The sequence below is a fragment of the Streptomyces sp. NPDC057694 genome (assembly GCF_042799415.1).
GTDB lineage: Bacteria > Actinomycetota > Actinomycetes > Streptomycetales > Streptomycetaceae > Streptomyces.
On sequence record NZ_JBHVIX010000011.1, the window covers coordinates 126,519 to 141,576 of the forward strand.

General features: G+C 74.6%; 13 protein-coding genes. 10 read left to right on the forward strand and 3 right to left on the reverse strand.

Going from position 1 to position 15,058, the window contains the following annotated elements; all coding sequences use genetic code 11:
- Positions 1–67 precede the first annotated feature (67 nt).
- Complete coding sequence (locus ACFVDP_RS23795) at positions 68–931, reverse strand: universal stress protein (RefSeq protein ID WP_383492898.1); 864 nt, start codon at positions 929–931, stop codon at positions 68–70.
- A 168-nt stretch (positions 932–1,099) separates the two neighbouring features.
- Here ACFVDP_RS23795 and ACFVDP_RS23800 point away from each other — a divergent pair, with 168 nt between their 5' ends.
- The 7 genes from ACFVDP_RS23800 (at position 1,100) to ACFVDP_RS23830 (ending at position 8,959) form a co-directional block, all read left to right on the forward strand.
- Positions 1,100–1,615, forward strand: a complete 516-nt coding sequence (locus ACFVDP_RS23800) for a hydrogenase maturation protease (RefSeq protein WP_383492900.1) — start codon at positions 1,100–1,102, stop codon at positions 1,613–1,615.
- A 27-nt stretch (positions 1,616–1,642) separates the two neighbouring features.
- On the forward strand, positions 1,643–3,940 hold the full coding sequence (hypF, locus tag ACFVDP_RS23805) for a carbamoyltransferase HypF (protein ID WP_383492902.1): 2,298 nt from the start codon (positions 1,643–1,645) through the stop codon (positions 3,938–3,940).
- Positions 3,941–3,957: 17 nt separating this feature from the next.
- Positions 3,958–4,308 carry a HypC/HybG/HupF family hydrogenase formation chaperone gene (locus tag ACFVDP_RS23810; RefSeq protein ID WP_383492905.1) on the forward strand — a complete coding sequence of 117 codons (351 nt, stop codon included), beginning with the start codon at positions 3,958–3,960 and terminating at the stop codon, positions 4,306–4,308.
- Between the two features lie 64 nt (positions 4,309–4,372).
- Positions 4,373–7,069, forward strand: coding sequence for a GNAT family N-acetyltransferase (locus ACFVDP_RS23815; protein WP_383492908.1), 2,697 nt, complete (start codon positions 4,373–4,375; stop codon positions 7,067–7,069).
- 28 nt (positions 7,070–7,097) lie between these two features.
- Positions 7,098–7,823: a CBS domain-containing protein gene (locus ACFVDP_RS23820; protein ID WP_383492910.1), complete on the forward strand. Its 726-nt coding sequence runs from the start codon at positions 7,098–7,100 to the stop codon at positions 7,821–7,823.
- Between the two features lie 31 nt (positions 7,824–7,854).
- A complete protein-coding gene (locus tag ACFVDP_RS23825; RefSeq protein WP_383492913.1) occupies positions 7,855–8,397 on the forward strand; it encodes a flavodoxin domain-containing protein in 543 nt (180 codons plus the stop codon).
- A 4-nt stretch (positions 8,398–8,401) separates the two neighbouring features.
- Positions 8,402–8,959, forward strand: coding sequence for a hypothetical protein (locus tag ACFVDP_RS23830; protein ID WP_383492915.1), 558 nt, complete (start codon positions 8,402–8,404; stop codon positions 8,957–8,959).
- Between the two features lie 18 nt (positions 8,960–8,977).
- Here ACFVDP_RS23830 and ACFVDP_RS23835 read toward each other — a convergent pair whose 3' ends face one another.
- Positions 8,978–11,416, reverse strand: coding sequence for a glycoside hydrolase family 65 protein (locus ACFVDP_RS23835; protein ID WP_383492918.1), 2,439 nt, complete (start codon positions 11,414–11,416; stop codon positions 8,978–8,980).
- The gene (locus ACFVDP_RS23840) at positions 11,413–12,156 is read right to left on the reverse strand and encodes an HAD family hydrolase (protein WP_383492921.1); all 744 of its coding nucleotides are present in this window, start codon (positions 12,154–12,156) and stop codon (positions 11,413–11,415) included. Before ACFVDP_RS23840 ends, ACFVDP_RS23835 begins: the two co-directional genes overlap by 4 nt.
- A gap of 459 nt (positions 12,157–12,615) precedes the next feature.
- Here ACFVDP_RS23840 and ACFVDP_RS23845 point away from each other — a divergent pair, with 459 nt between their 5' ends.
- Genes ACFVDP_RS23845 through ACFVDP_RS23855 form a run of 3 tightly spaced genes read left to right on the forward strand, consistent with a single transcriptional unit; the run spans position 12,616 to position 15,055 of the window.
- A complete protein-coding gene (locus ACFVDP_RS23845; RefSeq protein ID WP_383492923.1) occupies positions 12,616–13,782 on the forward strand; it encodes a 4Fe-4S dicluster domain-containing protein in 1,167 nt (388 codons plus the stop codon).
- The gene (locus ACFVDP_RS23850; protein ID WP_383492926.1) at positions 13,779–14,243 is read left to right on the forward strand and encodes a cyclic nucleotide-binding domain-containing protein; all 465 of its coding nucleotides are present in this window, start codon (positions 13,779–13,781) and stop codon (positions 14,241–14,243) included. Before ACFVDP_RS23845 ends, ACFVDP_RS23850 begins: the two co-directional genes overlap by 4 nt.
- A complete protein-coding gene (locus ACFVDP_RS23855) occupies positions 14,240–15,055 on the forward strand; it encodes an FAD/NAD(P)-binding protein (protein WP_383492929.1) in 816 nt (271 codons plus the stop codon). Before ACFVDP_RS23850 ends, ACFVDP_RS23855 begins: the two co-directional genes overlap by 4 nt.
- The last annotated feature ends 3 nt before the right edge of the window (positions 15,056–15,058 follow it).

A 15,058-nucleotide genomic window follows, 5' to 3' on the forward strand; every position in this document is an offset into this window, starting at 1 on the left:
AGAGGGGGACAGGGGAAGGGGGCAGGGGACAAGCGGTGCGGATGTCCCGCTCCCGGCCCGTCGGTGGTCAGTCGTGCGGGACGACCGCGACCGGGCACGCGGAGTGGTGCAGCACGGCATGGCCGACCGGGCCGAGCTGGAGCCCGAAGCCGCTCCCGCGCCGCCGGGCGCCGACCACCAGCAGGTCGGACAGGGCGGACGCCGTCACCAGGACGTCGCGGGCCCGCGCCTCCTCCTGCACGGCGTGCACCGGCACCGAGGTGTACCGCTCGGCCGGATCGTGCAGCGCGGCGGTCAGCTCGTTCTCGGCGCGCACGACGTGGGCCTCGCTGTCGGTCGTCGGGTGGTCGGGGAGTTCATGGGCGGGACAGCGCCAGGCCCGCAGCGCGACCAGACGCGCCCTGCGCAGCTCGGCGGCCCGGAACGCGAACCGCGTCGCCGCCGCGGCCCGCTCGGGATCCCCGACACCGAGGGCGACCTGACCGAAACCGCTCCGTACGTTCTTCTCGTGACCCCGGACGACGATGACCGGGCAGCGGGCGTGCGCGGCCACCGGCAGACTCACCCCGCCGAGCAGCAGCCCGACGAACGTGCCGTGCCCACGGCTGCCGACCACCAGCACTCCCGCGTCGTGCGACGCCTCGGTCAGCGCGGTGGCCGGATCCTGCGCCACCACCTCCGCGGTGACCTCCAGTTCGGGGGCGCGCTTGTGGGCCCGCTCGACGGCCTGCGCCGCGATGTGCTCCGCGTACCGCTCCATGGCGCCCCGGCCTGTGCCGAACGACGGCTGACGGCTCTCGTAGCGCTCCCAGCGAGAAGCGTGCAGCACATGCAGCGTGCCGGCCCGGCGGACGGCCTCGTCGACCGCCCAGTCCAGTGCCTGAAGGCTCGGCTCAGAGCCGTCGACCCCGATGATCAGCGGACCTTCCACGCTGCTCGCCTCCTTACGGGCGCACCCCGGCGGGACCCGTCGTGCACACGCTGGCACCCGGCGCGCGCCGGGTGGAGGGGCGAACCGGTCCCGCTGGGCGGGCCCGTTCGGCCCATGCGCCCGAGACGTGCCGCGCCCGACAGTGGGAGAGAGCGAAGGAGGCGGTCCATGGCGGCCGGGGCAGGGGCAGGACGCACACGTATCGCGGTGATCGGAGTGGGCAATGCGTTCCGGCGCGACGACGGCGCCGGCTGGGCGGTCGTGGCCCTGCTGGAGGAGCGCGCGCGGCGCAGGCCGCTGCCACCGGGTACGCGCCTCGCCGTCTGCGACGGGGATCCCGGGCGGCTGATCGGGCTGTGGGAGGGCGCGGAGCTGGCCGTCGTCCTGGACGCCGCGCACGCACACCCCGGCCGGCCGGGACGTGTGCACCGCATCGAGCTCGACACCCCGCGCCTGCACCGGCCGCCCGAGGCCGGCTCGCACGGCCTGGGCCTCGGCGAGGCCGTCGAACTGGCCCGGGTCCTCGGCCGGTTGCCGGGCTGCCTCGTCGTCTACGCCGTCGAAGGCGCCGACAACTCTCTCGGGACGCGGATGTCACCCGAGGTTGTGGCGAGCGTGGAACACCTGGCGTCCGCGGTGGAGGACGAGATCGTGCGGCACCGGGACGCCGCCGCCCGGGTGTGATCCACGAACGCGGCCGGAGGTGGCCATATGGCGCGCATCGCCCGGGAGTTCGACGTAACCGGTGTCGTCCAGGGCGTCGGGTTCCGGCCCTTCGTGCACCGTACGGCCGTCGGCCTCGGCCTGGACGGCTGGGCCGCGAACGTCGACGGGCACGTGGCGGGAGTCGTGGCCGGTGAGCAGGCGGACATCGACGCGTTCGCCGAACTGCTGCGCACGGCCGCGCCGCCGCGGGCCCGGGTGCGCCGGATCCGGATCGTCACACTCGGCGGGCGGGCCCCCGCCCCCGGCACGGGGTTCCGCGTGCTCGGCAGCGAGCGGTCCCGGCCGGGCGCGGACGGTCCGTGTGAGATCCCGCCGGACGCGGCGACCTGCGAGCCGTGTCTGGACGAACTGTTCGACCCGCGCGATCGCCGGTACCGCTACCCGTTCATCAACTGCACCGCCTGCGGACCCCGCGCCACCGTCATCGACGCGTTGCCCTACGACCGGATCCGTACCACCATGCGCCGCTTCCCGATGTGTGCCGCGTGCGCCGCCGAGTACGCGGACCCCGCCGACCGGCGCTTCCACGCCGAACCGATCGCCTGCCCCGCGTGCGGCCCGCGGCTCGCCTGGGACGGTCTGCGTGGCGAGGACGCCCTGCGGGCCGCCGTGCGGACCGTCGAGGACGGCGGCATCATCGCTCTGAAGGGACTCGGCGGCTACCAGCTCGTGTGCGCCGCCGAGGACGCGGCAGCCGTCGCCGAGCTGCGGCGGCGCAAGCACCGGCCCGCCAAACCGTTCGCCGTCATGGTCGGCGACCTGGCGGGAGCGCGCCGCCTCGGCCGGATCGGCGCACGCGCGGCCGGAGCGCTGACCACCCCCGTACGGCCCGTGGTGCTGGTCGACGCCGGTCCGCGTCGACTGGCCGCCGCCGTCCATCCGGGCACCGACCGCATCGGCCTGTTCCTGCCCACCACAGGCCTGCACCACCTCCTCCTGCGCGCGCTCGGCCGGCCGCTCGTCGTCACCAGCGGCAACACCGTGGACGCGCCGATCGCCGTCGACGCCAGCGAGGCACATCGCCTGCTGGACGCGATCGCGGACGGTTTCCTCGACCACGACCGGCCCATCCGTGCCCGCTACGACGACTCCGTGGTGCAGCCGGCCGGCCGCTCGCTGATGACGATCCGCCGGGCCCGTGGTCTCGCCCCGGCCGCGCTTCCCCTGCCCCGCGCCACCCCCGTGGCCCTCGTCGGCGCGGGCGCGCAGCTCAAGCACACCTTCGCGCTCGCCACCGCGGACCGGTCCCATCTCTCGCCGCACATCGGTGACTTGGCCGCCACCTCGACGTACGACGCCTTCCTCGCCTGCTACGACGCGCTCCGTCCGCTGGTCGGCATCGAGCCCCGTGCCGTCGCCCACGACCCGCACCCCGGCTACCTCTCCACCCAGTGGGCCCGCGCGCAGCCCCTGCCGGGCATCGCCGTCCAGCACCACCACGCACACCTGGCCGCCTGCGCCGCCGAACACGGACTGACCCGCCCCTTCACCGGCGTCGCCTACGACGGGCTCGGACTCGGCGACGACGGGACGCTGTGGGGCGGCGAGGTGCTCGTAGCGGATCTGGCCTCCTACCGGCGCGTGGGCCGCTTCGGCACCGCGGCGCTGCCCGGCGCGGACGCCGCCGTACGCCACCCGTGGCGCACCGCGCTCGGCTATCTGTACGGCGGTGAACCCCTCGGATCCGCCTCGCCCGTGGGGGAGTTGACCCGGCGCTTCACCGGACGTCTCGATCCCGACGAGGTCGCGGCGGTGCGCACCATGATCGCGCGCGGCGTGAACTGCCCGCGGGCGTCCAGCGCAGGCCGCCTCTTCGACGCCGTGGCGAGCCTGCTGGGACTCGCCGACCAGGTGAGCTACGAGGGTGAGGCGGCCGTCCGCCTGGAAGCGGCGGCCGGGCGGCGCCGGGTCGCGCCGCTGGCCCACCGTCTCGTACAGAAGGGTGAGTTGTGGGTGTACGACCCCGTGCCCACCCTCATCGACCTGCTGCGCCGGCAGGCGGACGGCGAACCGTCCGCGGACCTGGCCGCCGCCTTCCACACCACGCTCGCCGACGTCACCGCCGCCCTCGTCGCCCACGCCGTCCGGTCCGGGGCGCCGCGCACGGTCTGCCTCGCGGGCGGCTGCTTCGTCAACCGGCGGCTGCTCGGCGATGTGCGCCGGCTGCTGCGCGCCCAGGGACTGCGTGTCCTGGTGGGCCGCGAGGTGCCCGTCGGGGACGGCGGTATCGCCTACGGGCAGACCGCCGTCGCCGCCGCGCGGCTCGCCCGCGCCGAGCAGTGAACCCGCGAGGAGGACACATGTGTCTCGGAATTCCCGGACGGATCACGGAGATCCACGACAGCGAGGGTCTGCGGATGGCCACCGTCGACTTCGGCGGCGTACGCCGTGAGGTGTGCCTGGAGTACACCCCGGTCGCCGCCGTGGGGACCTACGTCGTCGTGCACGTGGGCTTCGCCATCACCACCGTCGACGAGGCCGAGGCCCGGCGCACCCTCGACGTGCTGCGCGCGATGGCCGACACCGTCGAGGGTGAGCTCGGCGAACCGCTGCCGCGCGAGCCGGGCCGCGGACACCCGGGGCCACCCGGCCCCGCCCTCGTGCCCGGGCAGCCCCTCACGGCCGACGGGCGTCCGCCGGAGGCTGGATGAGAGGGCCGCACGGCTCCCGGGCGGACCCGCTCGCCACGACCGGACACGGAAAGGGGAAGCCGTCATGTCGGACACCGCCAAGGCGATCCGCAGGGTCCACGCACTGCTCACCGACGGCACCACCGTGCACATCCGCCCGTCGGGATCCGGCGATCACACCCGCGTGCGAACGTTCTACGAGGAGATGTCGCCGCAGAACCTGCGGCTGCGCTTCTTCGGCGCCGGCCGCGGCTCGGCCCGCGCGGCCGCCGACCGGATGTGCCGGGGCACCGCTCCCGCCGGGTACCGCGGCCTGGTCGCCGAGGTGGCGGGACGGCTGGTGGGTGTCGCCGAGTACGAGCGGAGCGGCGAGGACGACCTCGCCGAGATCGCGCTCGCCGTCGGTGACGCCTGGCACCGGCGGGGCGTGGGCACCCTCCTGCTCGAACACCTGGTCTCGGCGGCGCGGGCCGACGGCATCGCCGCGTTCACCGCCGACGCCCTCGCGGAGAACCACGAGATGCTGAAGGTCTTCGCCGACCTGGGGCTGCGCACCGCCCGCCGGTTCGACGGACCCGAGGTGCACTGCACCGTACGACTCGACCAGGACGAGACCTACCTGACGGCCGTCGAGGAGCGGGGTAGGGCCGCGGACGTGGCCAGCCTCCGACCGCTGCTGCGGCCCCGGTCGGTGGCCGTCATCGGAGCCGGACGAACCCCCGGCTCCGTCGGCCGGGCCATCCTGCGCAACCTGCTCGGAGCCGGCTTCACCGGCCGCCTGTACGCCGTCCACCCCGAGGCCTCCGCGATCCTCGGCGTGCACGCCCACCCCTCCGTGACGGCACTGCCCCAGCCCCCCGACCTGGCCGTCGTCGCGGTGCCCGCCGCCGAGGTCGGGGCCGTCGCCGAGCAGTGCGGCAAGGCCGGAGTGCACGGGCTGCTCGTCGTCACCGCCGGGCTCGACGCGGCGCAGGCCGCCGCCCTGCTCGCCACCTGCCGCACCCACGGCATGCGGCTCGTCGGCCCCAACTGCCTGGGCCTCGCCGACACCGAGGACACCGTGCGCCTCGACGCCACCTTCGCCGCCGCCCACCCGAGCCCCGGCGCCTGCGGCGTCGCCGTGCAGTCCGGCGGCGTCGGCATCGCGCTCCTCGGCGGCCTGGCCCGGCTCGGCATCGGAGTCTCCAGCTTCGTCTCGCTCGGCGACAAGTACGACGTCAGCGGCAACGACCTCCTCCAGTGGTGGGAGAGCGACGGCCGCACCGAACTGGCGCTGCTGCACCTGGAGTCGTTCGGCAACCCGCGCGCGTTCTCCCGCACCGCCCGCCGCGTCACCCGTCGGATGCCGATCCTGACCGTGGACGCGGGCCGCACCGAGGCCGGGCGCCGAGCGGCCGCCTCGCACACCGCGGCGGCTGCCACCCGCACCATGACCCGCCAGGCCCTGTTCACCCAGGCCGGCGTCATCGCGACCCGCACCGTGCCCGAACTCCTCGACACCGCGGCCCTGTTGCACAGCCAGCCACTGCCACCCGGCGCCCGCGTCGCCGTCGTCACCAACGCGGGCGGCGCCGGGGTCCTCGCCGCCGACGCCTGTGCCGAAGCCGGACTCGGCGTGCCCCCGTTCGACATCACGCTCGCCGACGCGCTGCTGGCCGTGCTCCCCGAAGGCGCCACCGCCGCCAACCCGGTGGACGCCACCGCCGCCGTCACCGAGAGCGAACTGCGCGCCTGTCTGGACCGGTTGACCGCCTCCGACGCCGTCGACGCGGTCCTGGTGGCGCTGGTCCCCACCGCGGTCTCCGCGGCGACCGGCGACGATCTCGTCCGATCCCTCACCCATTCCGCCGGACGGCATCGCCCCCGCACGGTCGCCGCGGTCCTCCTCGACCAGCCGGAACCCGTACGCCTGCTGCCCGCCGACGCGGGCCACATCCCGTCCTACGCCGACCCGCAGGCCGCCGCCCGCGCCCTCGCGCACGCCGTGACCCGCGCGAGGCGGCTGGCCCGCCCGGACGGCACCGTGCCCGAACTCGACGGCATCGACAGCGGTCGCGCCCACGACCTCGTCGCCCAGTGGCTCGCCGACCACGACGGCGGCGGCCGGCTCGACCCGCGCACCTGCTCGGCGCTCCTGGACTGCTACGGCATCCCTCAACTGCCCTGGGCCTGGGCCGACACCGAGAACGACGCGGTGATCGCCGCCGAACGCCTCCAGGAACCCGGCGGCCTGACCGTCATGAAGGCCTACTGGCCGGGGCTGCTGCACAAGACCCAGCAGCGCGCCGTCCACCTCGATCTGCGCGGCAGCAGCCAAGTGCGCGCCGCCTGGCGGGACTTCGACACCCGGTTCGCCGGACGGCTGACCGGCGTGGTCGTGCAGCCGCTGGCCAGGCGCGGCGTCGAACTGCTCGCCGGCGTCGTCCAGGACGCCGTCTTCGGTCCGCTGGTCCTCTTCGGCCTCGGCGGCACCGCCACCGACGTCCTCGCCGACCGGGCCGCCCGCCTGGCCCCGCTCACCGACCACGACGTGCACGAGCTGATCACCGCGCCGCGGTGCGCCCCGCTGCTGTTCGGCGAGGGCGCCACGGGCCCCGTCGACCTGGCCGCCCTCGAACAACTGCTGCTGCGCCTGTCGCGGATGGCCGGCGACCTGCCGCAGCTGGCCGAGGCCGACCTCAACCCGGTGCTCGCGTGGCCCGACGGGGTCGCGGCGGTGGACGTACAGGTGCGGCTCACACCCGCACACGCCCAGGACCCCTATCTGCGGCGGCTGCGCTGAACCCGAACACGGCAAGGAGGCAGGAGACATGAAGCACAGCAAGGTCGGTTCGGTGATGGTGGGTGACGTCGTACGCGTCGAGTACGGCACCCCGTTCAAGGAGGTCGCGCGATTGCTGAACCGGCACCGCATCAGCGGCCTGCCGGTCGTCGACGACAACGAGCGGGTCGTCGGAGTGATCTCCGAGACGGACCTGCTGACCCGCGAGGCACGGACCGCGGAGCCCGACGTGCCCGCCCACCGGTGGCACCGGCCCGGGCGGAGCGGGCGCGCCGAGCGGCGCAAGGAACAGGCGCGTACCGCGGGACAGCTGATGTCCGCGCCGCCGGTCACGGTGCACGCCGACGACACGATCGCCGAGGCCGCCCGCACCATGGCCCACCGCAAGGTGGAACGGCTGCCCGTCGTCGACGAGGAGGAACGGCTCGTCGGCATCGTCACCCGCCGCGACCTGCTCCAGGTGTTCCTGCGACCGGACGACGAGATCCGCCGCGAGATCCTCGACGAGGTCTTCGTACGCACCCTGTGGCTGACACCGCAGACCGTGTCCGTGCAGGTGCACGAGGGTGTCGTCACCCTCGACGGACAGGTGGAACGGCGCAGTGAGAAGGACATCGCCGGACGGATGACCGGCCACATCGACGGTGTGATCGGTGTCGTCGACAAGCTGACCTACCGGCTCGACGACTCCCGTCTGCGCTCCGACGAACCGGCCGTGCGCGGTATCGCCGACGACTGGCTGCGCAAGCTGTGACCCGCCGGGACCCCAAGGAGGTCACGAGACGATGGTGAAGTGCGGGGAGCCCCGTGTACTGGTCGCCTACGGGTCGAAGAACGGCTCCACGGCGGAGATCGCCGAGCGGATCGGCGACGTCCTGAGCAAGGCCGGCTGCGCCACCGCGGTGTGCCCCGCGCGCGAAGCGGCCGACGACGTGGCCGCGTACGACGCCGTGGTGCTCGGCGGCGCGCTCTACTCGGGCCACTGGCACCGCGACGCCCGCCGCTTCGCCCGGAGGGCCGCGACGGCACTGGGCGCCCGCCCGCTGTGGTTGTTCAGCAGCGGCCCGCTCGACGCGTCGGCCGGCGAGCGCGACATCCCGCCCGTGCGCGGTGTGCGCCGCGTCGCCGACCGGCTCGACGTGTGCGGGCACATCACTTTCGGCGGCCGGCTCGACGAGCACGCCCGAGGCCGCCTGGCCCGGACGATCGTCCACGCCGGCCGAGGCGGTGACTTCCGGGACTTCGCCCGGATCACCGGCTGGGCCGAGCAGATCGCCCGCGAACTGCTCGCCGCCCCGAGCGGTGCGGAGCGCAGGGAAGGGGAGTGACGTCATGTGGTGGGGGTGGCGCCTGCGCAAGAACCCGCTGCGGCGCCGTTCCGACGTCGTCGAGGCGTGGACGGTGCTGTGTGTGACGGCGTCGGTGTGCGTCGGCGCGCCCGTCACGGCCCTCACCGTCGGCGCGCCGGCCGTCGCCGGGGCGCGGGCCGAGTCCCGCGCACAGCACCGGGAGCGTCACCCGGTGCACGCCCGGGTCCTGCGGGACGCGCCGCAGGCGGTGACCTGGGCCGACTCGGCGGGGACGGTCGGGACCGTGCACCGGGTGCCGGTGCGCTGGAAGACGGCCGACGGCACCTTCCGGACCGACACCGCACGGGTGCCCGCCGGTACCGTCGAAGGCGCTCCCACCCTGATCTGGCTGGACCGCCGGGACCGGCTCGCGGACGCCCCGCTGGACGACTCCGACATCTGGCTGCGCGGGGTGTCGGCGGGCGCCGCCGCCGGAGGTGGCGTGGCCGGCGTGGCCCTGCTGGCGGGCTGGTCGGTGCGCAGTCACCTGGACCGCGGGCGGCTCGCCGAGTGGGACCGCGCGTGGGAGGCCTGGGTGTGAAGGCCCGCCGGACACCGCTCAGCCGGACGCGCGCAGGCCGTCGGACGCGGGGGAGCGGTCCAGCAGCAGCTCCCACGATTCGCCCGGCCGCACCGTGACGGCCCGGTCCGGCAGCTCCACGCGGATCGGCGCCCGGTCGGACATCGGCACGGTGATCCGCAGCCGGCCGTGCGAGAGCCGCAGCCGCACTCCCCAGTGCCCGCGGTAGCGGATCGTGAACCCGTATCCGGAGCCGGTGAGTTCGGGCAGGGGTGCCGGATCCAGCGACAGGGCGTCGTCGCGCGTCCGCAGCCCCGTGAGTCCGCGCTGCACGAGGTCGAGCGTGCCCGCCATGGCGCCCAGATGGATGCCCTCGCCGGTGGTGCCGCCCTGCACGTCGGCGATGTCCCCGGTCAACGCCTCGTGCACGAACGTCCACGCCTCCGACCGCCGTGCCCGCGCGAGCACCCAGCCGTGCACCAGGCCGCTCAGCGTGGAGCCGTGACTGGTGCGCCGCAAATAATGGTCCACCGTGCGCCGCCATCCGGTGTCGTCCATGACATATCCCAACTGCCGGAAAAGTGAGGCGAGTTCGCCGGGTGAGAAGAGGTGGCCGAGCATCAGGACGTCCGCCTGCTTCGAGGCCCGGTAGCGGTTGACGCTGTCGCCCTCGGCCTCCAGGATCCGGTCCAGGCGCCGGATGTCGTCGTACTTCCGCCGGTACGCGTCCCAGTCCAGCTCGGCCAGCCCCGCGTAGCCCTCGAACTGGCTGATGACCCCGGAGTGGAACGGCACGTACAGCCGGTGCGCGACATCCCGCCAGACCTCCTCCTCACCGTCGTCGAGGCCGATCCGCTCCGAGAGTTCGACCCGCCGCGGCTCGGGCAGCGAGGCCAGGAGACCGACGGCGCGGGCGAGCACCCAGGCGGCGGTGACATTGGTGTACGCGTTGTCGTCGATACCGGGCCGGTCCGCGTCCGGATAGGCGTCGTGGTACTCGTCCGGGCCGACGACGCCGCGGATCCGGTAACGGCCCAGATCCCCGTCGTACGCCGCCCGGTCCGCCCAGAACCGGGCGATCTGCAGCACCGTCTCCGCGCCCTTGGTGTGCAGGAACTCGGTGTCGCCCGTCGCCTCCGCGTACCGCCAGATGTTGTGGGCGATCGCCGAGCCGACGTGCTGCTGCAGGTGGGTGTGGTCGGGCAGCCAGCGTCCCGAGCACGGGTTCAGGTGCAGCCGCTGGGTCTCCTCGCGGCCGTCGCTGCCGCTCTGCCACGGATACATGGCACCCCGGTGACCGGCGTCGCGGGCGGCCCGGCAGGCGGCGCCGAGCCGGCGGTGGCGGTACGTGAGCAGCGCCCGCGACACCTCGGGGAAGTGCAGATTGAGGTAGGGCAGCACGAAGAGTTCGTCCCAGAAGACATGACCGCGGTAGGCCTCGCCGTGCAGTCCGCGGGCCGGCACGCCGACGTCGAGTTCCGCGGTGTGCGGCGACAGCGTCTGCAGCACGTGGAAGAGGTGCAGCCGCAGAATGCGGCCCGCCTCGCCCGGCACGTCGAGCTCGGCCCGCCGCCACAGCTGGCGCCAGGCGGTCAGATGGGAGGCGAGCAGCTCGTCGAAGCCGGGCGCGTGGCCCACCGCGTCGACGGCCGCCCACAGCGGGTCGCCGATCGCCGGTGACCGGGAGGTGTACAGGGCCACGGTCTTGTCCACGCTGACCGTGCGTCCCTCCGCCATCGGCAGGTGCAGCAGTTGGGCGGCGCGGGCCGTGTGCTGGTCCAGCACCTGGGCGCGCACCGGGTCGGGGGAGGTGGTGCGCGCCGCCAGGGCGATCCGCAGATCGGAGGTACGGGTGCGACAGCGCAGGGTGATGCCGTGCGGGCCTGCGCGACCCGGGTGCACGTCGACGAGGTGGGCCCCGTTCAGATCGCGGTAGCGCGGCACCCCGGCGTTGCGCACCGTGCCGTCGAGCGCCGACTCCACATCGAGTTCGCCCGACCAGTTCTCCGCGGTGAAATACGTTCGCAGCAGGGCTAGTTGAGGATCAGCCATGTGGACGAGGCGCAACTGCCGCACGGCGAGGCGGCGGCCCTGCGCATCCTGGTACCGGGTGAAGCGTTCGAGCACCCCACGCTCCAGTTGCAGGACGCAGCGGTGGTCGAGCGTCCGGGCCCGGTCCGGGTGCAGCCAGTCGGCCGGGCCGCGGTGGTCGCGGGGCCGGAAGCGCAGGGCGAGCCAGTCGGGCAGGTTGACGAGGTCCTCGTTCTCCACGGCGCGGCCCGCGACGTGCGAGGTGAGCCGGTCGTAGCAGCCCGCCGCGTACGTGCCCGGGTAGTGCACCTCGTCCGCCGTGCACTCGGGCAGCGCGCCCCGGGTGGCGAAGACGCCGTTGCCGAGCGTGCACAGCGCCTCGCGCAGCCGCTCCCGGTCCGGGTCGTACCCCTCGTACGACCAGGTGGCGGGCCCCGCGGGGATCACCGGACAGCGCCTTGCGTCACCAGCTCGCCGAGATCGCCGACGACCACGTCCGCCCCCGCGGCGACGAGCCGGCCCCGGTCCGCGGCGCCGCCGCGGGCGACGCCGACGACGACGGCGAAGCCGCCGCGCCGGGCCGCCGTCACCCCGGCCGTCGCGTCCTCGACGACCGCCGTGGCGCCGGGCGAGGTGCGCAGCCTGCGGGCCGCCTCCAGGAACAGGTCGGGGTACGGCTTGCCCCGCAGCCCCAGCCGGGCCGCCTCCCCGCCGTCCACCACCGCGTCGAACAGATCCGCCACATGGGCGCGTTCCAGGAGTTCCCCCGCGTGCCGGGACGCCGACGCGGCGGCGAGCAGCACCCCCTCGGACAACAGCGTGTGCAGCAGGTCCACGGTGCCCCGGAACGCGGGTACCGGCGCTCCCGTGCGCAGCCGCTCGCCGTAGGCGAGGTCCTTGGCCGCGGCGATCGCGTCGACCACGGCGGCGTCGGGCCGCACCCCGCGGGAGACGAGAAACGCGGCCGCGCCGTCCCGCCGCGCCCTGCCGTCCACGTACAGCGGATAGTCGACAAGTACGTCGAACGGCCCCTGCTTCTCGAGCAGTTCGGGCGGGTGCGCGCGCAGGAAGGTGTCGAACGCACACTTCCACGCCGCGGCGTGCAGATGCGCCGAATCGGTGATGACACCGTCGGTGTCGAGCACCACCGCCGCTACGCCGCGCAGCGGTGCGGCGATCCCCCTCACGGGCCGACTCCTTCCGGACGAGGGACGGTTGCGGAACGCGGGCGGTCACCGTGCCGCGGGGCGACGGTCACCGGGCACAGCACTGCGTGACCCGCCCGGCCCGGTCGCGGACCGGCACGACCGGGCCGCCGCCGGACGCCGGCCATCAGCAGCTCGGCGGTGCCGGACCGGTCGGTCCCGCGCGGGTGCCGGGCGGCTTCGCCGACCCTCCGGCCGGTCGCCCGCGGACCCGCCGTCGAACCCTCGAACCCCACGGCGAACACCACCTCTCGGGAACGGCGTCGAAGCCTTGTCCCACCGTGGCACCGCACGCCACCGGACGGCAGGGCCGGACGGCCGTCGGCGGGTGGCGACCCGGGCACGGCGGGGGACCGGTCGGCCCCTGCCGCGGTCCGCCCCGGGCGCCGACCGTGGAGGTGACGGCCCGACGCAGCGGACGAGGGAGACGCGAGGACGATCATGGGTGCTTCCAGCGAACGCGATGCCACCGAGCCGGCCGCCCGGGACGCGGTGGTCCTCGGCCGGGCGGGGCTCGACGCCCTCGTCGCGGTGCTGATCGCCGACGGCCGCACCGTCGTCGGGCCGACCGTCAGGGACGGCGCCGTCGTCCTCGCCCCGCTCGACGGCGCCGACGACCTGCCCTGGGGTGTGGGCAGCGAACTCGACGCGGGACGCTACCGGTTGACGCGGCGCACCGACGGCGCCGCCTTCGCCCACACCTCGGGACCCCAGTCCTGGAAGAACTTCCTGCACCCGCAGCGCCAGAAGGTCTGGGACGCCGCACAGGACGCGGACGGCTCCCTGACCGTGACCGCGTACCAGGAAGAACGGCCGTCCTACGCGTTCCTCGGCGTACGCCCCTGCGACCTGCGGGCCATCGCCCTCCAGGACCGGGTCCTGGCCGGCGGCCACTACAAGGACGACGGATACGCCCGCCGCCGCGACGGAGCGTTCCTCGTCGCCGTCGAGTGCACCGAACCGGGGGCGACCTGCTTCTGTGTGTCGATGGGCGGCGGCCCCGCGGCAGACCCGGGCTACGACCTCGCCCTGACCGAACTCGCCGACGCCACCGGACCCCGCTACCTGACGCGTGCGGGAAGTCCGGAGGGCGCACGCATCCTCGACCGGCTGCCGAACGGGACCTACGAGGAAGGGGACCCGGCCACCGCCGAGCGCGCCGGGGCGGCCGTCGACGCCGCCCGCGACCGGATGGGCCGCGCCATGCCCCCGCTCGACCTGCGGGCCCTGCTCGGCGCGAGCCTCGACGCCGAACGCTGGGACGACGTCGCCGCCCGCTGTCTGAGCTGCGGCAACTGCACCATGGTCTGCCCCACCTGCTTCTGCACCACCACGGAGGAGGTCACCGACCTCACCGGCGACCACGCCGAGCGGTGGCAGCGCTGGGACTCCTGCTTCGATCTGGACTTCTCGTCGCTGCACGGCGGTCCGGTACGGGCCACCCCACACAGCCGCTACCGGCAGTGGCTCACCCACAAACTCGGCACCTGGCACGACCAGTTCGACTCGACGGGCTGCGTCGGCTGCGGCCGCTGCGTCACCTGGTGCCCCGTCGGCATCGACATCACCGAGGAAGTCACCGCACTCGCGAAGGAGGCAGGACGATGATCGCCACGACCACTCCGCGGATGGGACAGGCGCTCCCCGCCGAGCACCGAGGGCGTCTGATGAGCCTGGCGCGGCCGGTCAACTTCCGCGAAGGCGCGCGCCTGTTCGAGGAGGGCGGCCGGGCCGACCGCTTCTGGATCATCCGCTCCGGCACGGTCGCCCTCGACATGCATGTCCCCGGACGCCGGGCCGCTGTCATCGAGACGCTCGGCTTCGGCGAACTCGTCGGCTGGTCCTGGCTGTTCGCGCCGTACCTGTGGCAGCTCGGCGCGGAGACGGTGAGCCCGGTGCGCGCCCACGAGTTCGACGCGGCGCGCGTGCGGGAGATGTGCGACGCCGACCCGGAACTGGGCCGCCGGATCGGCCACTGGGTCGGCGAGGTGATCGGCCACCGGCTGCTCGCGGCCCGCATCCGCCTCCTCGACCTGTACGCACCGCACGGCAGCGGATTCCCCCGATGACCACGTGCCCGGTGCCGGTCGCCTACCGGGTGACCGACCGCTGGGACGAGACGCACGACACCGTCACCCTGCGCCTCGAACCGGACGCGCGGTGGCTCGCGCCCTTCGAGGCGGGCCAGTTCGCGATGGTCTACGCGTTCGGGGTGGGGGAGATCCCGGTGTCGGTCAGCTCGCTGCCGACCGTCGGCCACGGACTCGCCCACACGGTGCGCGAGGTCGGAGCCGTCTCCGCCGCCCTGTGCCGCAAGCGGATCGGCGACACCGTCGGCCTGCGCGGCCCGTTCGGCACCGGCTGGGGGCTGGAGGCGGCGCGCGGGCGGGACGTACTCGTGGTCGCCGGCGGTATCGGACTCGCACCGCTGCGCCCCCTGGTGCGACACGCCGTCGCCGCACCGGAGGACTACGGCCGCGTCAACGTCCTCGTCGGCGCCCGCAGCCCCGGCGACCTCGTCTCCCGGGTGGAGACGCGGCGCTGGCCCACCGCGTACACGGGCGTCACCGTCGACCACCCGGACCCCTACTGGCGCGGCGAGATCGGCCTCGTCACCCGCCTGCTCGACCGCGCGCACTTCGACCCCGCCTCCACCACGGCCTTCGTGTGCGGACCCGAACCGATGATCCGGGCCACCGCCCGCGACCTCGTCCACCGCGGCGTGCCCGCCGACCGGATCCGGGTCTCCCTGGAACGCAACATGCGCTGCGCCACCGGCCACTGCGGGCACTGCCAGCTCGGCCCGGTCCTGCTCTGCCGCGACGGCCCCGTCATCGGGTTCGACCGGGCGGAACCCCTCATGTCCACAAGGGAGTTGTGATCC